General features: G+C 73.1%; 22 protein-coding genes. 11 read left to right on the plus strand and 11 right to left on the minus strand.

The window, feature by feature from the left end; genetic code table 11:
• Window positions 1–299 precede the first annotated feature (299 nt).
• Together E6U81_RS37700 and E6U81_RS37705 are read right to left on the minus strand one after the other, a co-directional pair.
• Complete coding sequence (locus tag E6U81_RS37700) at window positions 300–941, minus strand: class I SAM-dependent methyltransferase (RefSeq protein WP_136234503.1); 642 nt, start codon at window positions 939–941, stop codon at window positions 300–302.
• 99 nt (window positions 942–1,040) lie between these two features.
• On the minus strand, window positions 1,041–2,849 hold the full coding sequence (locus tag E6U81_RS37705) for a serine/threonine-protein kinase (protein WP_168714858.1): 1,809 nt from the start codon (window positions 2,847–2,849) through the stop codon (window positions 1,041–1,043).
• Window positions 2,850–2,959: 110 nt separating this feature from the next.
• Between E6U81_RS37705 and E6U81_RS37710 the strand changes: the two genes are divergently transcribed.
• From E6U81_RS37710 to E6U81_RS37720, 3 genes are read left to right on the plus strand one after another with little or no spacing between them, the layout of a single operon-like run.
• On the plus strand, window positions 2,960–3,808 hold the full coding sequence (locus E6U81_RS37710) for a helix-turn-helix transcriptional regulator (protein ID WP_136234505.1): 849 nt from the start codon (window positions 2,960–2,962) through the stop codon (window positions 3,806–3,808).
• The gene (locus E6U81_RS37715) at window positions 3,768–4,034 is read left to right on the plus strand and encodes a DUF397 domain-containing protein (protein WP_136234506.1); all 267 of its coding nucleotides are present in this window, start codon (window positions 3,768–3,770) and stop codon (window positions 4,032–4,034) included. The genes E6U81_RS37710 and E6U81_RS37715 overlap by 41 nt, the downstream gene beginning before the upstream one ends.
• Before the next feature lie 35 nt (window positions 4,035–4,069).
• Window positions 4,070–5,668, plus strand: coding sequence for a serine/threonine-protein kinase (locus tag E6U81_RS37720; protein ID WP_136234507.1), 1,599 nt, complete (start codon window positions 4,070–4,072; stop codon window positions 5,666–5,668).
• Window positions 5,669–5,718: 50 nt separating this feature from the next.
• Here the strand turns inward: E6U81_RS37720 and E6U81_RS37725 are convergent, their stop codons facing one another.
• From E6U81_RS37725 to E6U81_RS37740, 4 genes are all read right to left on the minus strand, one after another.
• The gene (locus E6U81_RS37725) at window positions 5,719–6,060 is read right to left on the minus strand and encodes a hypothetical protein (RefSeq protein ID WP_136234508.1); all 342 of its coding nucleotides are present in this window, start codon (window positions 6,058–6,060) and stop codon (window positions 5,719–5,721) included.
• Between the two features lie 113 nt (window positions 6,061–6,173).
• A complete protein-coding gene (locus E6U81_RS37730; RefSeq protein WP_136234509.1) occupies window positions 6,174–6,578 on the minus strand; it encodes a hypothetical protein in 405 nt (134 codons plus the stop codon).
• Window positions 6,579–6,622: 44 nt separating this feature from the next.
• Window positions 6,623–7,048 carry a DUF4259 domain-containing protein gene (locus E6U81_RS37735; RefSeq protein WP_136234510.1) on the minus strand — a complete coding sequence of 142 codons (426 nt, stop codon included), beginning with the start codon at window positions 7,046–7,048 and terminating at the stop codon, window positions 6,623–6,625.
• A gap of 504 nt (window positions 7,049–7,552) precedes the next feature.
• Window positions 7,553–7,807: a hypothetical protein gene (locus E6U81_RS37740; protein ID WP_136234511.1), complete on the minus strand. Its 255-nt coding sequence runs from the start codon at window positions 7,805–7,807 to the stop codon at window positions 7,553–7,555.
• Window positions 7,808–8,162: 355 nt separating this feature from the next.
• On the opposite strand from E6U81_RS37740, the gene E6U81_RS37745 reads away from it, so the two are divergent.
• Entirely contained in the window at window positions 8,163–10,295 is a 2,133-nt protein-coding gene (locus tag E6U81_RS37745; protein WP_136234512.1) for an acyl-CoA dehydrogenase family protein, read from the plus strand.
• 15 nt (window positions 10,296–10,310) lie between these two features.
• Complete coding sequence (locus E6U81_RS37750) at window positions 10,311–11,522, plus strand: lipid-transfer protein (protein WP_136234513.1); 1,212 nt, start codon at window positions 10,311–10,313, stop codon at window positions 11,520–11,522.
• Window positions 11,523–11,646: 124 nt separating this feature from the next.
• Here the strand turns inward: E6U81_RS37750 and E6U81_RS37755 are convergent, their stop codons facing one another.
• From E6U81_RS37755 to E6U81_RS37770, 4 genes are all read right to left on the minus strand, one after another.
• A complete protein-coding gene (locus E6U81_RS37755) occupies window positions 11,647–12,075 on the minus strand; it encodes a hypothetical protein (RefSeq protein WP_136234514.1) in 429 nt (142 codons plus the stop codon).
• A gap of 119 nt (window positions 12,076–12,194) precedes the next feature.
• The gene (locus tag E6U81_RS37760; RefSeq protein ID WP_206310125.1) at window positions 12,195–12,497 is read right to left on the minus strand and encodes a hypothetical protein; all 303 of its coding nucleotides are present in this window, start codon (window positions 12,495–12,497) and stop codon (window positions 12,195–12,197) included.
• Complete coding sequence (locus E6U81_RS37765) at window positions 12,484–13,029, minus strand: RNA polymerase sigma factor (RefSeq protein WP_136234515.1); 546 nt, start codon at window positions 13,027–13,029, stop codon at window positions 12,484–12,486. Before E6U81_RS37765 ends, E6U81_RS37760 begins: the two co-directional genes overlap by 14 nt.
• Window positions 13,030–13,186: 157 nt before the next feature.
• The gene (locus tag E6U81_RS37770; RefSeq protein WP_240804251.1) at window positions 13,187–13,540 is read right to left on the minus strand and encodes a DNA-binding response regulator; all 354 of its coding nucleotides are present in this window, start codon (window positions 13,538–13,540) and stop codon (window positions 13,187–13,189) included.
• Between the two features lie 218 nt (window positions 13,541–13,758).
• Here E6U81_RS37770 and E6U81_RS37775 point away from each other — a divergent pair, with 218 nt between their 5' ends.
• The 3 genes from E6U81_RS37775 to E6U81_RS37785 are packed head-to-tail and all read left to right on the plus strand — an operon-like array spanning window position 13,759 to window position 16,692.
• Window positions 13,759–14,613, plus strand: a complete 855-nt coding sequence (locus E6U81_RS37775) for a MaoC/PaaZ C-terminal domain-containing protein (protein ID WP_136234517.1) — start codon at window positions 13,759–13,761, stop codon at window positions 14,611–14,613.
• 21 nt (window positions 14,614–14,634) lie between these two features.
• Complete coding sequence (locus tag E6U81_RS37780; RefSeq protein WP_136234518.1) at window positions 14,635–15,711, plus strand: Zn-dependent alcohol dehydrogenase; 1,077 nt, start codon at window positions 14,635–14,637, stop codon at window positions 15,709–15,711.
• Window positions 15,712–15,750: 39 nt separating this feature from the next.
• The gene (locus E6U81_RS37785) at window positions 15,751–16,692 is read left to right on the plus strand and encodes a 3-oxoacyl-ACP reductase (protein ID WP_136234519.1); all 942 of its coding nucleotides are present in this window, start codon (window positions 15,751–15,753) and stop codon (window positions 16,690–16,692) included.
• 15 nt (window positions 16,693–16,707) lie between these two features.
• Here E6U81_RS37785 and E6U81_RS37790 read toward each other — a convergent pair whose 3' ends face one another.
• Window positions 16,708–17,790 (minus strand): hypothetical protein, encoded by a 1,083-nt coding sequence (locus E6U81_RS37790; RefSeq protein ID WP_136234520.1) that lies wholly within the window; start codon window positions 17,788–17,790, stop codon window positions 16,708–16,710.
• 235 nt (window positions 17,791–18,025) lie between these two features.
• Here E6U81_RS37790 and E6U81_RS37795 point away from each other — a divergent pair, with 235 nt between their 5' ends.
• Genes E6U81_RS37795 through E6U81_RS37805 form a run of 3 tightly spaced genes read left to right on the plus strand, consistent with a single transcriptional unit; the run spans window position 18,026 to window position 20,927 of the window.
• A complete protein-coding gene (locus E6U81_RS37795; protein ID WP_136234521.1) occupies window positions 18,026–18,883 on the plus strand; it encodes a Nif3-like dinuclear metal center hexameric protein in 858 nt (285 codons plus the stop codon).
• Window positions 18,880–19,623 (plus strand): C4-type zinc ribbon domain-containing protein, encoded by a 744-nt coding sequence (locus tag E6U81_RS37800; RefSeq protein WP_206310126.1) that lies wholly within the window; start codon window positions 18,880–18,882, stop codon window positions 19,621–19,623. The genes E6U81_RS37795 and E6U81_RS37800 overlap by 4 nt, the downstream gene beginning before the upstream one ends.
• Window positions 19,623–20,927, plus strand: coding sequence for a bifunctional RNase H/acid phosphatase (locus E6U81_RS37805; RefSeq protein ID WP_136234522.1), 1,305 nt, complete (start codon window positions 19,623–19,625; stop codon window positions 20,925–20,927). The genes E6U81_RS37800 and E6U81_RS37805 overlap by 1 nt, the downstream gene beginning before the upstream one ends.
• The last annotated feature ends 749 nt before the right edge of the window (window positions 20,928–21,676 follow it).

Genomic DNA, 21,676 nt, shown 5'->3' on the forward strand with positions numbered 1-21,676 from the left:
CGGCCGCCCCAGCACGGGCCGAGGCAGCAACGGCTGCACGAGTTCCCACTCAGCGTCCGACAGTTCATGGCGACGTATCACCCGACCATGATCCACAACGCAAGATCACTTTGACGACAGACCCTAGACCGTGCCCGGGGGCGGCCGGCGGATCGGGGCCGGACAGGTCCCTGGCCGCCCCCGCGCCGGTCCCGCGAGCGCCACCCGAACACGACCTCCGTACGGCCCCCGGGCCGTACGGAGGTTCTTCACGTCCTGCCCCGAGAGGCCGCCCCGCCCCGGGGAAACCCCGGTCCGTCCTAGATCCCCTGCCCCGTGCGGCGCAGCACGCGCAGCGAGTCGGTGACGGAGACCTCCTCGAAGGCGCCGGAGGCGAGGGCCCGCAGGTAGATCCGGTACGGGGCCTGGCCGCCGTCGGCCGGGTCCGGGAACACGTCGTGGATGACGAGCGTGCCGCCCTCCGCGACGTGCGGGGCCCACCCCTCGTAATCGCCCGTCGCGTGCTCGTCGGTGTGGCCGCCGTCGATGAAGACGAAGCCCAGCTTGCCGCCCCACGCCGCCGCGACCTGCGGGGACCGGCCGACGATCGCGATCACGTGCTCCTCCAGACCGGCCTTGTGGAGGGTCCGGCGGAAGGTGGGGAGGGTGTCCATCAGACCGACCTGCGGGTCCACGACCGTCGGGTCGTGGTACTCCCAGCCGGGCTGCTGCTCCTCGCTGCCCCGGTGGTGGTCCACGGTGATCGCGGACACTCCGGCCTCGCGGGCGGCGTCGGCCAGCAGGATCGTCGAACGCCCGCAGTACGTACCGACCTCCAGCAGCGGCAGCCCGAGCGCCCCGGCCGCGGCGGCGGCCTCGTACAGCGCGAGGCCCTCCCGTACGGGCATGAACCCCTTGGCGGCCTCGAAGGCGGCGAGGGTCTCCGGCTTGGGGGTGGCCATGTTCTTCCTCCTGCTGAGCTGCGTGTGGCGGCCCATGCTGCCCTACCCGCTGGTAGGACGCCATGGCCGGGGTCCCGGCGGGCGTACGGAGCCTGCCGGTCAGCGGCCGAACAGCCGGGACAGTCCGCCGCCCGGCCCACCGGAACCCTCCGCGCGCCGCCGCTCCCGCACGTCCCGCCGGAAGGCCGCGCGGGTGTCGGAGACCTCCTGCGCCAGCCGCTGGCTGCCGCTCAGGAAGGGAAGCCGGTGCAGCAGCAGGTCCATGTGCGCGAGCGCGCTCACGGGATCCCCCGCCTCACCGATGCTGCGCAGCACGCGGTGGGCCACCTCGGGATCGCCGTACTCGGCCAGCTCCGCCAGGTCCGGGAAGAGGCGCCAGTACAGCTGCGCGGCCCCCGCGAAGTCGCCGACCAGCCAGGCGTCGTGGGCCAACCGGCGCCGGACGTCGAGCAGGACGGGGCTGTCGGCGGTGAGCGCCCACTCCAGGTCGGGCAACAGCGGCCCCAGCCAATCGCGTTCGCTCTCCGCCCGCTCCCGGGTGCGCGCGTCCCACTGGCCGTCGCGGTCGCGGGCGCCCCGGTGCATGGCCGAGGCCAGGTGGTAGCGGGCGGTCAGCGTGACGGCGCCGTGCGCGCCGAGCACCCTTTCGGCCTGCCCGATGAGCTCGCGCAGCTCCTCCTCGTGGCGGCGGCCGTCACCGGGCCCGAAGGCGGCGGCCTCGCCGACGCAGGTGGCGCGGGCGGTGATCGTGTCCGGATGCTCCAGGCCCAGGACCCGCACCATGCGCGGCAGGATCCGTTCCAGATCGGTCGTGGACTGCCGGCGCACCCGCACCGCCCGGTGGTAGGCGGCCCGGACCGTGAGCGCGTCCTGCGCGCCCAGCTCCTCGGTCAGGTCGGCGACCAGCACGGCGAGCCGGTCGACTGCATCGGCCGGGGAGTCCTCCAGCAGCTGTGTCAGCCGCCGGTCCAGCATCAGGCGGACCGCGTCGGCGGCGGCGGTGTGCACGGTGGGGGCGTACACGGGCGGGGGCGGGTACGACACGGCACCCGCGGGCCGCCCGGCGGCTGCGTCGCGCGCGGCTTCGGCGAGCCGGCGGGAGACCTCCGCCGCGTCCGCGGGCCGATCGCGCGGATCCTTCGCCAGCAGGTCCCGTACGAGGGAGTCCAGTGCGGCCGGCAGCCCCGCCCGCAGCGAACTGGGCGCGGGCGGCTCGGCCGTGAGGTGCTGGGCGAGGAGCTCGTGCATCTCACGGGCGGTGAACGGCCGGGCGCCGGTCAGCAACTCCATGAGCACGCAGCCCAGGGCATACAGGTCGGCCCGGCCGTCGACCGGGACACCGTTCGCCCCGCCGGTCCAGCGCTCGGGGGACATGTACGGGAACGAGCCGATGACCATCCCGGTGCCGGTCAGATCCGTACCGGCCCCGAACCCGGACCCGGCCTTGGCGATCCCGAAGTCGAGGACCTTCACCGCGCCGGTCTCGGTGACCATCACGTTGGCCGGTTTGATGTCCCGGTGGACGATGCCGGCGGCGTGGGCGGCCCCGAGCGCGTCCGCGATCCGACCGGCCCACTCCAGGGCATCCGCGAGCGGCGGCACACCGTCCGCCGGGACGTCGGCGAGACTGCGGCCGCGCAGCAGTTCCATCACCAGGAAGACGGCGTCGCGTCCGTCGCGTTCGATCCGGCCGAAGTCGTGGACGGTGGCGATGTTGGGGTGGGCGAGGTTCCCGGCGAGGCTGGCCTCCCGCTCGAAGCGGCGGGTCTCCTCGGGCGTCTGCGGACAGCCGATCTTGACGGCCACCTGCCGCCCCACCCTCCCGTCCTCGGCCCGCCACACCTCACCGAAGCCGCCCCGGCCGAGCAACTCCTCCAGGGCGTACCGGTTTTCGATCAGTTCTCCCACGTGGGCATTGTCGCCGACGGTGTACCACGTTGGGTGAATCGGGTCACTGAAATGCGGCCGCTGGCTACGCTCGGCCACGGAACCGGCAACTGGCTTGGGGGTGACCGTCCATGGTCGGCGTGCGCGATCTCGATCCCAGCGCCTCACCGCTGGACTACTACGGCTCCGAACTGCGCCGCCTGAGAGAGGACGCGGGCCTCAACCAGGAGCAGCTCGGCAGCATCGTCTTCTGTACGGGCTCGCTGATCGGCCAGGTCGAGACCACGCGCAGGGTCCCGACGCGGGACTTCTCGGAACGGGTGGACGCGGCGCTCGGGACGGGCGGGGTGTTCTCGCGGCTGGTGGGGCTGGTGCTGCGGCACCAGCTGCCGACGTGGTTCCAGCCGTATGCGGAGATGGAGGCGCGGGCAGAGTACATCTCCTCGTTCCAGGCGCAATTGGTGGACGGCCTGTTGCAGACCGGGGCCTATGCGCGGGCGGTGTTGGCGGCGTGGAGCGAGGAGAACCTCGACGCGAAGGTGGCGGCCCGGATGGAGCGGCAGCGAATCCTGGACCGCGAAAACCCGCCACTGAGTTGGGCGGTGCTGAGCGAGGCTGTGCTCCACCAGGAGATCGGTGGTCGCGAGGTCATGAGGGAGCAACTCGCTCACTTGCTGGCCATGCAGAGGCGCCAGTGGGTACAGGTGCAGATCCTGCCGTTCGAGGCGGGAGCACACGCGGGGCAGATGGGCTCGTTCACGCTCCTGCGGCTGGAAGACGAGCATGACCTCGTCTACACCGAGGACTTCGTGCAGGGCCATATGGCGGCCAATCCGCAGGCTCTCAAGGAGGGTTCGCTCCGATACGATCATTTGCAGGCAGCTGCCCTGCCCCTGGAGGCATCGGCGGCCCTGATTGCCCGCGTAATGGAGGAGCGCTATGGAGACCATCCAGAACCTGACGGGCGCGAAGTGGCGTAAGTCCTCGTACAGCGGTGACACCGGTGGTCAGTGCGTAGAGTGCGCCCCGCTCGGGGCCCTGGCCTGGCGTAAGTCCTCGTACAGCGGGGACACCGGCGGCGAGTGCGTAGAGGTCGCGGCCCAGCCCTGCCTCGTCGCCGTGCGGGACTCCAAGGTCCCCGAGGGGCCCGTCTTCACCGTCCGCCCCGCCGCTTTCGCCGCGTTCGTGAAGGCCGTCTCTGTATGATCCGCTTCCGACTCGGGGAGTAGGGGGCGGGGGACATGGAGCAGTTGGGGCCGGGAGGCCCGGCGCGCGTCGGGCCGTTCGAGGTCGTCGGTGTGCTCGGGCAGGGCGGGATGGGGCGGGTGCTGCTGGCGGCCGGTCCGGACGGGCGGCTCGTCGCCGTCAAGCAGGTGCTCGCGCACTTCGCCGACGACGAGGGCTTCCGGGCCCGTTTCCGCCGTGAGGTCACCGCCTCGCGCAAGGTCTCGGCCGCCTACACGGCCGCCGTGATCGACGCCGACCCGGACGCGCCGACGCCCTGGCTGGCCTCCGTCTTCGTCCCCGGGCCCTCGCTCGGGGCCGTGGTCAAGGCGGCCGGGGTGCTGCCCGAGGACGTCGTACGCCGGCTCGCCGCGGGTCTGACGTCCGCCCTGGCCGAGATCCACCGGGCCGGGCTCGTGCACCGTGACCTCAAGCCGGACAACGTGCTCCTCGCGGAGGACGGCGTCCGCGTCATCGACCTCGGCATCGCACGGGCCACGGAGGGCGAGGCGGAGGCCGAGCCAGGGCTGACGCGTACGGGGTTCGTCGTCGGATCGCCCGCGTACATGTCGCCCGAGCAGGCCGAGGGCCATCCGCTCACGCCCGCCAGCGACGTCTTCTCCCTCGGTTCCGTGCTGGTTATGGCGCTCACGGGCCGCAGCCCCTTCGCCGCCACCTCCACGCTCAAGACGCTGTACGAGGTGGCGCACGGCGAGCCGGACCTCGGCGCGGTCCCGGCGGGGCTGCGCGACCTCGTCGAGCGCTGCCTGGCCAAGGACCCCGAGGCCAGGCCGACCCCGGCGCAGCTGCGCGAGCTGATCGGCCCGGTGACCCCGGCGGGCAGGCAGTGGCCCTCCGCCGTGTACGGGATGCTCACCGAGCAACGGGCCGAGATCGACGGCCTGTTGGCCGGCGTTCCCGTCGAGGAACCGGAGCCGGAGTCGAAGCCTGGGCCGGAGACGGAGGCCCCGCCCCAGCTCGTGACCCAGGTCGATCCGGTCACGGTGCCGACACAGGACACGCCGCTGCCCGTCCCGCAGGCGCCAGCGGAGGAAACCCGCCCCGGCGGTCCGCGGCGCACGCGGCGGCGCCGGGTCGCGGCGCTGGTGGCGGCCGGAGTCCTCCTCGTGGCCGGTACCGGTACGGCGCTGTACGTACGCGACCGCATGAACGCCCCCATCGCCTACGCGGGGGTCCCCCGATGCCAGGAGGCGCGCGAGAAGGTGCCCCTGGACCTGCGGGCGGACACCGACAGCTGGCTCGGGACGGTCGACGCCGCGCAGATGTCGTGCAGCGGGGGCGCCGGTACCGCCGCGTCGCCGACCGCGAGGGTCCGGTGGAACCTGAGCCTCGGCGGGGACGCGGAGACCAACGCGGCCACGCAACGGCGGCACTTCCAGGCGGAGGCGGCCGGTCAGCGCGCTGCGTCCCGCCTCGGGTTCGGCACGGAGGCGTACTGGGAGTCTGCCAGTGCCGACTGGACCTGCGTCCTCGCCGTGCGTGAGGGCAACCTGTCGGTCCGGGTGGGCCTCAAGGCGACGCCGTACGCCAAGGGCGCCTGCGAGACGAAGGCGAAGGAGGCCGCCCGCGCCGCGCTGAAGGCCGCGCCGCGCTGAAGGCCGCGCCGCGCCGCTGACCAGGCCCCCGGAGCCCCGCCCGCCACCCCCTAGCGGGAGGGCGGGCCCAGGCGGCGGCCGTTGCTCGTGCCGCACGCCAGGCAGACCAGCCAGTCGCCGAGCAGGCCGTCCTCCCGCAGGTGCGGCTCGGAGGCGACGTTCGACTGTTCTTCGCCGCAGAACATGCAGTCCCCGTCCGCGCCCTCCAGCCGCCGCATGGGGGCGGGTGGTGCGTCCGCGCGGCGCTCGCAGCCGAGCCAGCCGCACCCAGGGCACTCCCACCACGCCTCGGGGCGTGGCGCCGGTCCCGCTCCGCCCCAGCGGTTGCGGCGGAGCATGACGGCGAAGGGCGTCAGCGCGCGCCCGCAGCGCGGGCAGTCGGGGGTGGTCATGCGGACCTTGCTTTCTGGGGTGGAGAACCGTGGGAAGGAGGCGTTGGTCCAGCCGGCCCGAAGCTGTGCAGGCTGACTCTGCATTTTCGGGCCGCGGCCAGGGCTGCGCCGAGTCAGTGGGAGGGGCCGATCACGCGGTCGCGGAACTCTTGGAAGGCGTGCCAGCCTGAGAGTTCCTGGGGAGCGATCAGGTCTCCTGCGGAGCAGTCCAGCACCTTGCAACCGAGGGCGTCCGCCAGGCGGAAGACAGGGGTGAGTACGTCGTCGCCGGAGCCGCGGATGTGGAGCATGATCGAGTCCACGGGGTCCTCCTCGCCGACGTTGAGTTCGATGGACCAGGTGGGTCCGAGGAGGCTGCCCCAGGTGGGGTCCGAGAGGTCGGCTTCGGGGACGGCCTGGCTCACGGACTTGAGGACGTCCTTCTGTGGGCCGAGTGGGGGCGGGGTGTGGCCGTCGGCCATGTCCTGCACCGAGGCGGTGCCGTCGGGCAGGCGGAGGAGGAGAACGTCCCAGCTCATGTGTACCTTCCAGAAGGAACGGGTGGTTGCGCTGACGCGGGGAGTCAGCAAAGGCGGAGTTGTTCTCCCGGCGGCTGGGGCGTGAGCGTGCTGCGGAGCCGGTTGATCGTTGCCTGCCAGGGGCCAGCGTCCGCTTCGGCCCAGAGTTCCAGGAGTTCGGACGGCTCGGTGATGACGCGGTCGAGGGCCTGGAGGGCCAGGGCGCGTAGACCGGTGAGGTCGGGGAGGGGCTCGTCCGGTCCGTAGTGGGGGTGGGCGGGCTCGCCGCCAGGGCATTGCGCGGCGACCAGGGCGGCTGCGGCGATGGCTTCATCGGCGACGTCCGCGTCGAGGTCGTCGGCGGTGTCGGCCGCTCGGGCGAGGGCGTCTCGAACCAAGCCCTGACGTGCCTCCGGGGAGGCGTCGTCGAGGTCGCCGCACCAGTCCGCCGCGGTGTCGTTGTCGAAGGGGCCGACGTCCCACGTGCCCATGTGTCTCTCCTGATCGTGACGATGTCCGGGCATCGTGGCAGGCGCCACTGACATCAGCCGGCGGCTCCCCTCTTCGAGCCGGGCACCCTGGTGCAACCGCACAGGACACCGCGCCCTGTGTCCGGTGCGGCTGGACCTTGCACCCGTCGCCGGCCGTGACCAGCGGGATGAAGAGTGCGGCTGCGCGATCGGTACCGCAGCAGTGCAGACCTACCTTGCATTTTCGGCGATCACGCCCAGGCTCACGGCCGTCTCGCCGTACGAAGCTGTCCCGTCTCAGCGAAGTTCGACCGGCCTGATGAGATCACGCGACCGGCCCGATCACACGCCGAGAATCCCTGCTCGTCATGCCTGCAGTCCGGAGTCGACGAGCTCAAGAAGGCGCCCCGACCAGTTGCGACCTCGGCCGACATTGTTGCCTCAGAAGGTCGATTTCATGTCGTTGTAGATCACGGTGGCGTCGTCCGTCGTCAGCAAGCTCGGCCTGGCGAGGACAGCTCCGCCCTAGCGCATCCGGCGCCTCTCCTTGCTGGTGGCCTTCGGCGCCTGGCCCCACATCCATGAGGCTCCGGCGAGGGTGATCAGCACGCCCAGCACACACATGCAGGCGGTCCAGCCCACCGACTCCAGGACCGCGATGAACAGCCCCGCCAGCCCATACTCGCCGGGGTTCTCTCCTGGGGCCGGTGACTCACCAGCCATCAGCACGCCGGAGACCGCGCCGTGTGCTACCTGGCCACCTGTCAGGATGGTCGTCATGGTCTCCCCTCTCCATCTTCGGGAGAGCCCCTGGCAGACCGCTTCTTAGGCTGCCAGGGGCTCCCCCGTGTGTGATCACTCCGCACGGAGCGTCAAGTGTGCGTGCTGACGCAGACAACTGCCTACCGTGTCTCGGTTCCGTCAATGGCCAGGACAGGTGAAGGAAGGGCGACGCCGTCGCCCTGGCCTCCGAGCACACTTCCGGCACCTCAGTACCCCGGGCATCGTCGAACATCGAAGCCGCAGCCGTATGCAAGGTCCACCCGTACAGGACAGAGAGGACCCGGACAGCGGGACGGAAGAACACCCTTATCTGACCTTCCGTCAGATTGGAACGTGTTCTAGTCTGCCGCGCATGGGCATCGGAATCACACAGGAGCAGCGGGAGTTGGCCGAGGCGGTGCGCGGCTGGGTGGCGCGGGTCGTGCCTCCCGAAGAGGTGCGCAAGCTGCTCGACTCCCCGCCGCGGACCGGGGTGCGGCCCGGCTACTGGGACGCGCTGGCGGAGTCGGGGCTCCTGGAGCCGCACCTGGAGGGCGGGACCCTGCTCGACCTGGCCGTCGTCGTCGAGGAGGCGGCCCGGGCCGTGCTGCCGGGCGCGTACCTGCCGAGTGTGCTGGCCTCCGTACTGCTGGACCGGGCCGGGGCCGAGCCCCTCGCCGGCCGGGTCGGGGCGGTCGCGCTGGGGCCGGGGACCCTGACCGCCGTGGCCACCGAGGGCGGCGGGCACCTGCTCGACGGGCTCGCGCCGCCCGTGCTCGGCGCGGGCGAGGCCGACGTCGTACTGCTCGCCGCGGAGGCCGCGCACGGGACCCGCTGGTTCGCCGTGGACGCCGCCGCGCTCGACATCCGTACGCACGAGAGCGCCGACCCGACCCGACCCACCGCCGAGGTGCGGGCGCGCGGCGCGGTCGTCCCCGCCGGCCGGCTGCTGGAGCTCGACGCGGCCCTCGTCCGTGACCTCGCCTGCACGCTCTTCGCCGCCGACGCGTGCGGCACCGCCGCCCGTGCCCTGCACACGGCCGCCGAGTACGCCAAGGTGCGCGAGCAGTTCGGCCGGCCCATCGGGCGGTTCCAGGGCGTCAAGCACCTGTGCGCCGACATGCTCGTCCGGCTCGAACAGGCCCGGGCGCTGGCCTGGGACGCGGCGCAGGCCATGGACGAGCCCGCCGACGTGCGCTCGCTCGTGGCGGCCCTCGCCGCCGGCACCGCCCTGGACGCCGCGTACTCCTGCGCCAAGGACTGCATCCAGATCCTCGGCGGGATCGGCTTCACCTGGGAGCACGACGCCCACATCCACCTGCGGCGGGCGATCGTCGCCCGCCAGCTGCTCGGTCCCGGCGACGGGCACCGCGTACGGGCCGTGCGCTGCGCGGCGGGCGGGGCGCGGCGCGAGCTGCGTCTGGAACTGCCCGCGCGGGCCGAGGCCCACCGCGCGAAGGCGCGCGCCGCCATCGAGGACGCGCGCGGGCTCGACCCGGCAGCCGCCCGGAGGATCCTGGCCCCCACCGGCTACGCCGCCCCCTATCTGCCACCGCCCTACGGGCTGGGCGCGGGGCCCGTCGAGCAGCTCGTCGTCCAGCAGGAGCTCGCGGCCGCCGGGGTCAAGGTCTCCGACCTCGGCATCGCCACCTGGATCGTGCCGTCCCTGCTGGCCTACGGGACGCAGGTGCAACGCGACGCCTACGTACTCCCCACCCTGCGCGGGGAGATCACCTGGTGCCAGCTCTTCTCCGAGCCGGGCGCCGGCTCCGACCTGGCCTCGCTGCGGACCCGCGCCGAGCGGCGGGAGGACGGCTCCTGGCTGGTCAACGGGCAGAAGGTGTGGACGAGTTCCGCGCACAGCGCCGACTTCGGGATCCTGCTGGCCCGTACCGATCCGGAGGTGCCCAAGCACAAGGGTCTCGGCTACTTCGTCGTCGACATGAAGAACACCCCCGGCATCGGCATCCGGCCGCTGAAGGAGATCACCGGCGAGGCCCTCTTCAACGAGGTGTACCTCGACGACGTCGAACTCCCGGCGGACGCCCTGGTCGGCGCGGCCGACGACGGCTGGAAGGTGGCCCGCAACACCCTCGGCAACGAACGGGTGCACATGGCCGACCAGATGACCTTCGACACCGGACTGGAGGCCCTCCTCGCCCGGGCCGCCGACCTCGACGGCGCCCACCGGGCGCGGATCGGCGCGCTGGCCGCCGAGGCGCACGCCCTGGCCTGCATCGGGCTGCGCACCACGCTCCAGCAGGTGTCGGGGCTGGAGCCGGGCGCGGGCGCGTCCGTACGCAAACTCGTCCAGACCCCGCACCAGCAGCGGACCGCCGAGCTCGCGCTCGAACTGCTGGGGCCGGCGGGCTCGGTGCGGGAGGGGGCGGGGGAGCGGGCGGTGCACGGAATGCTCATGTCCCGCTGCCTGACCATCGCCGGGGGCACCACGCAGGTCCAGCTCAACGTCGTCGCCGAGCGGATTCTCGGCCTCCCGAGGGACTGAAGGGACACCAGGGGCATGAAGTCGTACATCGTGGGCGTCGGCATGACGAAGTTCGAGAAGCCCGAGTCGCGGGACTGGCAGTACTGGGACATGGCGAAGGAAGCCGGGACGGCGGCGCTCGCGGACGCGGGCGTGGACTACGGGCTGGTGCAGCAGGTGCCCGTCGGCTACTGCTTCCAGGCCTCCACCGCGGGCCAGCGCGCGGCGTACGAGCTGGGGCTGAGCGGGGTGCCGGTCTACAACGTCAACAACAACTGCGCGACCGGGTCGACGGCGCTGATGATGGCGCGGCAGTTCGTGGAGGGCGGGATCAGCGACTGCGTGCTGGCGCTGGGCTTCGAGAAGATGAAGCGCGGCGCGCTGGGGGGCGGGGCCGACGGGGGTGCCCGCGGCGGAGCCGCTGATGAATCCTTCAAGACCTCGCCGGTGGCCCGGCACTACGGGATCATGGCGGCGGGCCACGGCTTCGAGATGTCCCCGCCCACGGCGCAGATCTTCGGCAACGCGGCGCGGGAGCACATGGAGCGCCACGGGACCACGCCCGCGCAGCTGGCGGCGGTCGGCGCGAAGAACCACCGGCACTCGGCGAACAACCCGAACGCGCAGTTCCAGGACGTGTACTCGGTGGAGGAGATCCTGGCGGCGAAGGAGATCCACGCGCCGCTGACGAAGCTCCAGTGCTCGCCGACCTCGGACGGCGCGGCGGCGGCCCTGGTGGTGTCCGAGCGGTTCCTGGTCGCGCACGGGCTGCACGACAAGGCGGTGGAGATCGTCGGGCAGGCGATGACGACGGACACGGAGGAGTCGTTCGCGTCGGGCTCCTGCATCGACGTGGTCGGCAAGCCGATGAGCGCCGCGGCGGCCCGGCAGGTGTACGAGGAGTCCGGGCTCGGCATCGAGGACGTGGACGTGGTGGAACTGCACGACTGCTTCTCGATCAACGAGCTGCTGACGTACGAGGCGCTGGGCATGTGCGAGGACGGGGCCGCGGGCAAGCTGGCGGAGAGCGGGGCCACGACGTACGGGGGCCGGTGGGTGGTCAACCCCTCGGGCGGGCTCATCTCCAAGGGCCACCCGCTGGGGGCGACCGGCCTCGCCCAGGCCGCGGAACTGGTCTGGCAGCTGCGGGGCGAAGCGGGGGCGCGGCAGGTCGCCGGCGCCCGCACCGGCCTGGCCCACAACATCGGCCTGGGCGGCGCGGCGGTGGTGACGATGCTGCGCCGCTGACCGCGGGGCACGGCGGCCGGGAGCCCCGCCGCCGTGCCCCGCGCGGTGCGGCACCGGCCGACGCCGGGGGCCCGGCCCCGGAGCCGGGCTCCGCCCCTGTGATCGGGGCGGCGCGCAAGGCCGGTCAGAGCTTCTGGATGTCCTTGTGCACGACGTCCGAGCCGAGGTGGTCGGCCACCAGGCGCACCTTGAGGGGGTGTCCGGCCGGAGCCTTGATGATGATGTCGGGGTACTCGCCCAGGCCGGTGCCGTTGCAGGAGGGCTCGGTGGTCAGGTTGGACCAGCCGTCCGGGCTGTGCGGGTTGTTCCACTGCACCCAGGCGCAGTCGAGCTCGCCGCTGTAGATCGTCACCGTCTTGATCCTGACCGAGTTCACCGCGCCGTCGACGCGCTCGTACAGCACCGTCCCGGTGTTGTGGTGGCGGCCCTTGCCGGCCTCCAGGTCGACCTGGAGGACCGGGCCGGCCGGGGTGTCGGCGGTGGCCGGAGCCGCGCCTGAGGCAAGAGTCGCGAGGACGAGCGCGGCGGCGGCGGGCAGGGCGGACAAGCGCATGACGGACCTCTCCACGAACCGGATCGAGGAGCCTCATCCTGGTCCAGTACGCGGGCGCGCGCTGCGTCGGAATCCGTCAATCGGTGGCCCGGACCGAACGGTCGGGTCCGGGCCGGGGGTCAGCGGGACGCCGGTTTCAGTTCGCACCGCCCGTCCGTGCACTCGCGGCGGAGCCGGCCCCGGGAGACGGTCTCGGCCAGGCCGATCGCCCAGCACATCGGGCAGCCGCGCAGCGCGACCAGGCCGACCGGCGCGAGGAGCAGCGAGAGCGGCCCGAAGACCGGGAGGAGGGCGAAGGCCGCGATCAGCGCACCGAAGCCCACTGCGCCGCGCGCCAGGTGCCGCGGCACGGACGCGCTCGCGAAGCCGGACCCGGAGGAACCGGTGGAACCGGGGGAAACAGCGGTGTCAGTGGTGGGCACGGGTGTCTCCCAGGGTGTGCTGGAGCGCCGCGCGGGCGCGGTGGAGCCGCGACTTCATCGCGGCGGTGCTCAATCCCAGGGCCTCGGCGGCGGTCCGCCCGCTGTGGCCCTGGACGTCCCGCATGATCAGCACGCGCCGCTGGTCCGCCGGCAGCGCGGCGATGGCCTCCGCCACCCGCCCCGCCTCCAGGCGGCGCAGCACCTCGTCCTCGGCGGACATGACGGCCGTGTCCGGCAGCGGCGCCCGCTCCCGCGGTACCAGCCGGGCGCGGCGCAGGCACTCGTTGCGGACGATGCGGAACATCCAGGACGCCAGCGCCCCGGACGCCCGGAGCATCCCGATCCTGCGGTACAGGATGATCAGCGCCTCCTGGGCCGCGTCCTCGGCGTCCTCGCGCGACGCGCACAGGGAGTGCGCGAAGCGCCGTACGTTCGGATGCGACCCGGCGACCAGCGCGGTGAGCGAATCGAGGTCACCGGCCTGCGCGGCGACGACCAGCGCCTCGCCCGGCCAGTCCGTACGGTCAGCCACGGGACCGGCCCCGCTTGCGCAGTACGGCGACGGTGCACGCGCAGAGCAGGACGGCCGCGCCGGCGACGACGAGAACAGTGATCACGACAACCTCCAGGTCAGGTGCCGACCTCGGCGTCGGCAACATACACAAGAGGCACGGGCACCCCGAAAGGATTCACCCCAGGGCCGGATCGACCACCGTCTCGCCCGTCGAGGCCCGGCGGATCGCGTCCGCGAGGTCCTCCACCCGGCCGTCCCGGACGATCAGCCCCGCCGCGCCGGCGGCGAGCGCCGCCTCCCGCAGACCGGGGCGCGCCGAGCCCGTCAGGACCAGGATCCGGCACTCCGGATCATCCTCCAGCAGGGCCGTCACCGCCGCGAGATCCTCCACCAGCGCCACCTCCGGGCGGGCCGCCGGGTCCCGCACGACGTCGATGTCCGGCTGGAGGCCGAGCTGGATCGCCAGGGCCGGATTGTGCGGCTCCAGGAGGACCCGCAGGGTGCGGCTCCGGCGGTGTTCCACGGGCATTTCTTCCACCGGGAAAGCCTATCTGACGGGGAGTCAAGAGTCTTCCCAAGTGCGGGGGCGTGCGTTATACATTCCCTCACCGGCCGAGCCTAGAACGCGTTCTAGAACCGGCCGGCCCCGCATACGACCTCGGTGCGGCCGACGGTGCGGACGGCCGCGCCGAGGTCTTCCAGGGCAGCGATTTTCCCGCTACACCGACGACAGGGAGCCGCATCCTCATGCCGATCGATGCCGCCAGGGCCCTCGCCGCAGACCCCCGTCAGGGGGACATCGGCTGGGACCACAAGGACATCCAGCTCTACCACCTCGGCCTCGGCGCGGGCCGTCCGGCCACCGACCCGGACGAGCTGCGCTACACCCTCGAATCCAAGCTGCACGTCCTGCCCAGCTTCGCGACCGTCGCCGGAGCCGGCATGGCCATGCTGGGCGGCCTCGCCGCCCCCGGCATCGAGGTCAACCTCGCCCACGTCCTGCACGGCGGCCACTCCATCGAGCTGCACCGGCCCATCCCCGTCAAGGGGCGGGCCACCTCCAGCTCCAAGGTCGCCGCCGTCTACGACAAGGGCAAGGCGGCCGTGATCGTGCTGCGCTCCGAGGTCGCCGACGCCGACGGGCCGCTGTGGACCAGCGACGCGCAGATCTTCGTACGGGGAGAGGGCGGCTTCGGCGGCGAGCGCGGCCCCTCCGCCAAGGAGGAGCTGCCGGGGCGCGCCCCCGACCGCGTCGAGGAGCGGCGGATCCGCGAGGACCAGGGACTCCTCTACCGCCTCTCCGGCGACTGGAACCCGCTGCACGCCGACCCCGAGTTCGCCAAGCTGGCCGGCTTCGACCAGCCGATCCTGCACGGCCTGTGCTCGTACGGCATGACCCTCAAGGCCGTCGTCGACACGGCCCTCGGCGGGGACGTGTCCCGCGTCCGCGCCTACCGCACGCGCTTCGCCGGGATCGTCTTCCCGGGCGAGACGCTGCGCATCCGGATGTGGCAGGACACCGGCCGCGTCCTGGTGTCGGTGACCGCCGTCGAACGGGACGACGCGCCGGTCCTCGCCGACACCGTCGTCGAACACTCGTAGCACCGACTAAGGAGCCGCACCGTGCGCGCAGCACTGCAGAGCGAGATCGGCCAGGACAAGCTGGAAGTCGTCGACGACATGGAAGCCGTGGGCTTCGGCCCCGGCAAGGTCAGGATCCGCGTCAAGGCCACCGGCCTGTGCCACTCGGACCTCTCCGCGATGAGCGGCGTCCTGCCGCAGCCCGCCCCCTTCATCCCGGGCCACGAGGGCTCAGGCGTGATCACCGACGTCGGCGACGGAGTCACCGGCCACAAGATCGGCGACCGCGTCCTCGTCTGCTGGCTGCCGCCGTGCGGCCGCTGTCCCTCCTGCAGGCGCGGCCAGGGCCACCTGTGCCTGGAGGCCTTCGGGAACGTCGCCACCCCCAACTTCAAGCGGGCCTCCAGCGACATCTTCGGCTTCGCGGGCACCGGCACCTTCTCCGAGGAGATGGTCGTCCCCGCCGCCTGTGCCATTCCGATCCCCGACGACCTCCCCTTCGACATCGCGGCACTGATCGGCTGCGGCGTCACCACCGGGCTCGGCGCGGCCATCAACACCGCGAAGGTGGAGACCGGTTCCTCGGTGGCCGTCATCGGCTGCGGCGGCGTCGGCATCTCCGTCATCCAGGGCGCCAAGGTGCAGGGCGCCGCCCAGATCATCGCCGTCGACCCGGTCGAGTCCCGCCGCGAGGCGGCCCTGCGCTTCGGGGCCACCGAGGCGGTCTCCCCGGAGGAGTTCGCCGACGCCAAGAACCGGATCACCGCCGGCGAGGGCTTCGACTACGTCTTCGAGGTCGTCGGCAAGTCCGCGACCGCCCAGAAGGCGTACGAGATGACGCGGCGCGGCGGCTCCGTCGTCGTGGTCGGGGCCGGCGCCCTGGACGACAACTTCCAGATCAACATGTTCTCGCTGTTCTTCGACGAGAAGAAGATCCTGCCGTCGATGTACGGCGGCGGCGACGTGCTCCGCTCCTACGAGCGCACCATCGCCCTGTGGCGGGCCGGCCGCATCGACCTGTCGAACCTGATCACGCACCGGGTGAGCCTGGCCGAGGTCAACGACGCCCTCGACCAGATGCGCACCGGCGTCGCCCTGCGCACCTGCATCGAACTCTGACCCGTTCCGCAGATCCGATCTCCGAGGGGAACCGTACGGATGTCACTGCCACTTGAGGGACTCGCCGCCATCGTCACGGGGGCGGGCCGCGGGCTCGGCCGGGCCGAGGCGATCGAACTCGCGCGGCTGGGCGCGAGCGTGGTCGTCAACGACTTCGGCCAGCCCGGCCGGGACGGCTCGGGGGAGGCATCGGACGCCCCGGCACAGGAGGTGGCCGAGGAGATCCGTGCCGCGGGCGGCCGGGCCGTCGCCCACCTCGGCGACGTGGCCGACTTCGAGCAGGCGCGCGAGCTGGTCGAGCTGGCGGTGGGCACGTACGGCAAGCTCGACATCCTGGTCAACAACGCGGGCATCCTGCGCGACCGGATGATCTTCTCGATGTCGGAGGAGGAATGGGACTCGGTGATCCGGGTCCACCTCAAGGGCCACTTCAACACCACCCACTTCGCGTCCGCCCACTGGCGCGAACGGTCCAAGGCGGCCGGCGGCCCGGTCTACGGCCGGATCGTCAACACCTCCTCCGAGGCCTTCCTCGGCGGCTCGGCCGGCCAGCCGAACTACGCCGCGGCCAAGGGCGGCATCGTGGGCCTCACGACCTCGACCGCCCTGGCCCTGGCCAAGTACGGGGTGACGGCCAACGCCATCTGCCCGCGCGCCCGGACCCGTATGACGGAGGACGTCTTCGCCGGCTTCGAGGTCCCGGCGGACGGCAGGCTGGACGCCCTCGCCCCCGAGCACGTCGCCCCGCTGGTCGGCTACCTGGCCTCACCCGCCTCCGCCAAGGCCAACGGGCAGCTCTTCGTCGTGCACGGCGGCATCGTCGTCGTCATGGAACGCCCCAAGGTGGCGGCCAAGTTCGACACGGGCAAGGAGTCCTTCTCCTACGAGGAGCTCGACGAGGTCCTCACCGCGCACTACGACTCCCGCCCGGCGAACGAGACCTTCGCCGCGCCCGAGGTCCTCGGCCTCAAGCACGGCTGATCCGCCGCCGAACCGCTACTGCCGCCCCGCCAGGGGTGCCTGCTGCAGGGGCACCGGGCGGGGCGACGGCGGGGGCGGCGGGTCCAGGCGGACCGGCGGGGGAGGGGGAGCAGGAAGGTTCATCCCGACGATCCCGCAGGGCACCTCCGCCGTCGTGCACGGCAGGTGCAGGCGGCCCTGCGGGCTCCACATGCCCGCACCGCCGAGCCACCCCGCCGGGGCGGCCAGCCGGAAGACGCGCCGGTCGGCCGGGCGCCACAGGCCGATGTCCCCCTCGGGCAGCCACAACGCCACCCCGCAGGTCTCCGGCATCAGGGCCTGGCCCGGCTGGACGGCGAAGGGCAGCGCCTCCCCGAGCCGCAGGCACTCCGGGAAGCGGACCGGACGCGAGCTGCCCAGCACCCCCCAGCCCAGGCGCGGTTCGCCCGGGGCGTCGGAGCGGATCAGCAGCAGCCCGCTGTCCGGCTCGGCCAGCAGCAGCCGGTCGTCGCTGTCCTCGGTGATCTGGAGCAGCGGCGAGACCTCGCCGCCGCGCCCCAGGTCCACGGCGACGGCCTTGACGGTGCCGTCCAGCTCGCGGTCCAGGGCCAGCAGCCGTCCCGACCGGTCCAGCCAGACACCGCCCGAGCAGCGCCCCGGGATCCGGGCCACCCGCTGCGGCCCGAACGCGCACCCGGCCACCTGCCACAGCGTGGTCCCGGTCTCCGACGCGGCCACGGCGAAGGCACCGGAGCCGTCCGGGGCCGGCGGGAGCAGGAAGACCCGTACGCCCTCCTCCGCGTCCACCCCGCCCAGCTGGAGCTCCCCGGTGCGCGGCCCGGCCGCGGCGCCGCCCGTCGGGTAGAGCAGGGCGAAGGCGTGGCGGTCCGCGACCCGCCGGTGGATCAGCACACGCCCGTCGGCCAGCGGGAGGAGCTCGCTGTCCGCCTCCTCGGGCTGTGCGAGGGGCAGCGGCACCGCGTACGGCTCGGGACCGGCGAGGGTCCAGCGTTCCGCGTAGCGGGCCTCGCCCTCTCCGGCGAGCCGGGCGGCGTACGACCCGTCCGCGGAGATCGTGAACGGGGCCGTGGTCGTCATCTCGATGGCACAGACAGTCATCCGGGCCGTCACCTCCGGTGAGGAAGCTAGTTTTCGGGATTCCTGCCGAACAACACGACCGAGGCTGCTTCACACGTAAGGGTGCCCGGGCGGCGATTCGTCTGTGATGGGCGGTGTAATTGTGCTGTGAGGCATCGCTTGGCAGGCTCCGCAGGCCTCCGGCGGGCGGGCGGCGGGCCGTTTCAGCGGGACCGGTGCTGACCGGGCCGGCCGCCACGGACGGTAGCCTTGGCCCGTGCCCCGTCTCTCTGAAGTCATCGCCGCGCTGGACGCTCTCTGGCCCCCCTCGCGGGCCGAGCAGTGGGACGCGGTCGGAACCGTATGCGGCGACCCCGACGCCGAGGTCACCCGGGTCCTGTTCGCCGTGGACCCCGTCCAGGAGATCGCCGACGAAGCCGTGGAGCTGGGTGCCGACCTGATCGTCACCCACCACCCCCTCTACCTGCGGGGTACCACCACGGTCGAGGCCGGCACCTTCAAGGGCCGCGTCGTCCACACGCTGATCAAGAACGACATCGCGCTGCACGTCGCCCACACCAACGCCGACACCGCCGACCCGGGCGTCTCCGACGCCCTCGCCGGCGCCCTGGACCTGCGGATCACCGGTCCGCTCGTGGCGGACCCGAGCGACCCGGCCGGGCGCCGCGGCCTCGGCCGCATCTGCGAACTGGACCGCCCCGAGACCCTGCGCGAGTTCGCCGCCCGCTGCGCGGCCTGGCTGCCGCCGACCGCCCAGGGCATCCGGGTCGCCGGCGACCCGGACGCGATGATCCGGCGCGTCGCCGTCAGCGGCGGCTCCGGCGACAGCCTCCTCGCCGAGGTCCGCGCCGCGGGCGTGGACGCCTTCGTGACGGCCGACCTGCGTCACCACCCGGTGTCCGAGGCCCGCGAGCAGAGCCCGCTCGCCCTCGTCGACGCGGCCCACTGGGCCACCGAGTGGCCCTGGTGCGAACAGGCCGCCGCACAGCTCGACGCCATCTCCGAGCGCCACGGCTGGGGTCTGCGCACCCACGTCTCGCGCACGGTCACCGACCCGTGGACGGTGCACGCGCCGTCCGTACCCTCCCCTTCTATCTCTGGAGCCCCCAACTGAACGCCGAGCCCGCCGACCAGATCCGACTTCTCGATGTCCAGGCGCTGGACGTCCGGCTGTCGCAGCTCGCCCACAAGCGCAAGTCGCTGCCCGAGCACGCCGAGGTCGACACGCTCACCAAGGACCTGGCCCAGCAGCGCGACCTGCTGGTCGCCGCCCAGACCCAGGCGACCGACACCGCGCGCGAGCAGACCAAGGCGGAGCAGGACGTCGACCAGGTGCGCCAGCGCGCGGTCCGCGACCAGCAGCGGCTGGACTCCGGAGTGGGCATCTCGGCCCGCGACCTGGCGAACCTGCAGAGCGAGGTCGTCTCCCTCGCCAAGCGCCAGGGCGACCTGGAAGACGTGGTCCTGGAGGTCATGGAGCGCCTGGAGGCCGCGCAGGAGCGCGTCACCGGGCTGACCGAGCGGGTCTCCGCCCTGGAGACCAAGCTGGCCGACGCCACCACCCGTCGTGACGCGGCCACCGCCGAGATCGACACCGAGGTCGCCAAGGTCACCAAGGACCGCGAGGTGATCGTCACCTCCATGCCGGCCGACCTGATGGCCCTGTACGAGAAGATCCGCGTCAAGCAGGGCGGGGTCGGCGCCGCGCGCCTCTACCAGCGCCGCTGCGAGGGCTGCCGGCTGGAGCTCGACATGGCCGAGGTCAACGAGATCAAGGCCGCGGCCCGCGACCAGGTCGTCCGTCACGAGAACTGCGGCCGCATCCTGGTCCGTACGGCCGACTCGGGCATCTGATGCCCCGTTTTGTCGTGGAGGCGGACGGCGGGTCCCGGGGCAACCCGGGGCCGGCCGGCTACGGCGCCGTCGTCCTCGACCCGGCCTCGGGCGAGACGCTGGCCGAGCGCGCCGAGTTCATCGGCGTCGCGACGAACAACGTGGCGGAGTACAAGGGCCTGATCGCCGGGCTCACGGCGGCCCGTGACCTCGCGTCGGACGCCGAGGTCCTGGTCCGGATGGACTCCAAGCTCGTGGTCGAGCAGATGTCGGGCCGCTGGAAGATCAAGCACCCGGACATGAAGCCGCTCGCGGCGGAGGCCGCGCGGATCCTGCCGCGCGCGCAGGTCACCTACGAGTGGATCCCGCGCGAGCGCAACAAGCACGCGGACCGGCTCGCCAACGAGGCGATGGACGCGGGCAAGCGCGGCGAGCAGTGGGAGCCGTCGGCCTCCTCGGCCGCCCTCGACGCGTCCGCCGCCCGGTCCCTGTCCACCCCGCCGCCGTCCGGCCCGCCCGGGGACGCCGCAGCGGGAGCCGCGGCGGCGCGGGCGGCCCTGGCCGCCTCCCGCGGCGGCGGGGCCGGCGCCGACACCCTGTGGGCGGAGCCCGGCTCCGGTACGGGCGGTCCGGCACCGCAGGCGGCACCGACCGCCACCGCCGCGGCCCCCGCAGCAGGGCAGGGCTGGGGCCCCGACATGGGGGCGCCGGCCACCTTCGTGCTGCTGCGCCACGGCGAGACCGCGCTCACCCCGCAGAAGCGGTTCTCCGGAAGCGGCGGGAGCGACCCCGAGCTGTCACCGGCCGGCCGGCGCCAGGCGGCGGCCGTCGCGGAGGCGCTCGCCGCCCGCGGCACCGTCCAGACGGTCATCAGCTCCCCGCTGCTCCGCTGCCGGGAGACCGCCCGGGCCGTCGCCGACCGCCTCGGCCTCGACGTCACCGTCGAACAGGGCCTGCGCGAGGTGGACTTCGGCGCCTGGGAGGGTCTGACCTTCGCCGAGGTGCAGGAGCGCTTCCCGGACGACCTCCAGGCCTGGCTGGACTCCCCGAAGGCCGCCCCCACCGGCGGCGGGGAGAGCTTCGCGGCCGCCACCCGCCGGATCTCGGCCACCCGCGACCGGCTGCTGGCCGCGCACGCGGGCCGCACCGTCCTGCTGGTCACCCACGTGACCCCGGTCAAGATCCTGGTCCGCCTCGCCCTCGGGGCCCCGCCGGAATCCCTGTTCCGGATGGAGCTCTCCGCGGCGTCCCTCTCGGCGGTGGCCTACTACGCCGACGGCAACGCCTCGGTCCGCCTCCTGAACGACACCGCGCACCTGCGGTAGGCCCGGCCGTACCCCTGGCGTGGGCGGGGCGGGATCCGGTCGCGGTGCCGTACCCCTCGCGGGGGGCTGGGCCGGGATTTTCGGTCGCGGTGCCGTACCCCTGGCGGTGCGGTGGGTCGGGATCCGGGCGCGGTGCCGTACCCCTCGCGGGGGGCCGGGGCGGGATTTTCGGGCTCGGTGCCGTACCCCTGGCGGGGCGGCGGGGCGGGATCCGGGCGCGGTGGGGGTCGGTCGCGGTGCCGCGCAGGGGTATCTCCTCGGCTCGCGCCAGGCGGGCACTTCGCGGCTGTGGGGGGTGGTTGCGCGCTCGTCCTGCGGGGACACCCCTCCCCGTCCCCGCTCCAGCTGTACGAGCCCGGTTCCGGGGGACACCGAAGCGCTGGCGTGGGGTGGGGACACGGCGGAGTGTCCCCGCAGGACGAGCGCGCACCGCCGGGTACAGCCGCGACATGCCGAACCGCGCGAGCCGAGGAGATACTCCGGCGGGGCACCGCTCCACCCGTTCCATCCCGCCCAGCGGAAAACCGGCCACCCCGGCGGGAGCCGAAGGGCCGAGGAGATACTCCGGCGGGGCACCGCTCCACCCATGGCATCCCGCCCAGCGGAAAACGGGCCACCCCGGCGGGAGCCGAAGGGCCGAGGAGATACTCCGGCGGGGCACCGCTCCACCCATGGCATCCCGCCCAGCGGAAAACGGGCCACCCCGGCGGGAGCCGAAGGGCCGAGGAGATACTCCGGCGGGGCACCGC

The sequence above is a fragment of the Streptomyces sp. A0592 genome, from assembly GCF_004795115.1.
Classification (GTDB): domain Bacteria; phylum Actinomycetota; class Actinomycetes; order Streptomycetales; family Streptomycetaceae; genus Streptomyces; species Streptomyces erythrochromogenes.

What these genes read in the sequence shown, in the direction of transcription:
- E6U81_RS37700 (WP_136234503.1), bottom strand. Translation starts at nt 941, where the DNA reads ATGGCCACCCCCAAGCCGGAGACCCTCGCCGCCTTCGAGGCCGCCAAG.
- E6U81_RS37735 (WP_136234510.1), bottom strand. Translation starts at nt 7,048, where the DNA reads ATGGGCACGTGGGACGTCGGCCCCTTCGACAACGACACCGCGGCGGAC.
- E6U81_RS37790 (WP_136234520.1), bottom strand. Translation starts at nt 17,790, where the DNA reads ATGACTGTCTGTGCCATCGAGATGACGACCACGGCCCCGTTCACGATC.
- E6U81_RS37750 (WP_136234513.1), top strand. Translation starts at nt 10,311, where the DNA reads ATGAAGTCGTACATCGTGGGCGTCGGCATGACGAAGTTCGAGAAGCCC.
- E6U81_RS37715 (WP_136234506.1), top strand. Translation starts at nt 3,768, where the DNA reads ATGGAGACCATCCAGAACCTGACGGGCGCGAAGTGGCGTAAGTCCTCG.
- E6U81_RS37740 (WP_136234511.1), bottom strand. Translation starts at nt 7,807, where the DNA reads ATGACGACCATCCTGACAGGTGGCCAGGTAGCACACGGCGCGGTCTCC.
- E6U81_RS37710 (WP_136234505.1), top strand. Translation starts at nt 2,960, where the DNA reads ATGGTCGGCGTGCGCGATCTCGATCCCAGCGCCTCACCGCTGGACTAC.
- E6U81_RS37745 (WP_136234512.1), top strand. Translation starts at nt 8,163, where the DNA reads ATGGGCATCGGAATCACACAGGAGCAGCGGGAGTTGGCCGAGGCGGTG.
- E6U81_RS37725 (WP_136234508.1), bottom strand. Translation starts at nt 6,060, where the DNA reads ATGACCACCCCCGACTGCCCGCGCTGCGGGCGCGCGCTGACGCCCTTC.
- E6U81_RS37775 (WP_136234517.1), top strand. Translation starts at nt 13,759, where the DNA reads ATGCCGATCGATGCCGCCAGGGCCCTCGCCGCAGACCCCCGTCAGGGG.
- E6U81_RS37770 (WP_240804251.1), bottom strand. Translation starts at nt 13,540, where the DNA reads ATGCCCGTGGAACACCGCCGGAGCCGCACCCTGCGGGTCCTCCTGGAG.
- E6U81_RS37805 (WP_136234522.1), top strand. Translation starts at nt 19,623, where the DNA reads ATGCCCCGTTTTGTCGTGGAGGCGGACGGCGGGTCCCGGGGCAACCCG.
- E6U81_RS37785 (WP_136234519.1), top strand. Translation starts at nt 15,751, where the DNA reads ATGTCACTGCCACTTGAGGGACTCGCCGCCATCGTCACGGGGGCGGGC.
- E6U81_RS37720 (WP_136234507.1), top strand. Translation starts at nt 4,070, where the DNA reads ATGGAGCAGTTGGGGCCGGGAGGCCCGGCGCGCGTCGGGCCGTTCGAG.
- E6U81_RS37755 (WP_136234514.1), bottom strand. Translation starts at nt 12,075, where the DNA reads ATGCGCTTGTCCGCCCTGCCCGCCGCCGCCGCGCTCGTCCTCGCGACT.
- E6U81_RS37730 (WP_136234509.1), bottom strand. Translation starts at nt 6,578, where the DNA reads ATGAGCTGGGACGTTCTCCTCCTCCGCCTGCCCGACGGCACCGCCTCG.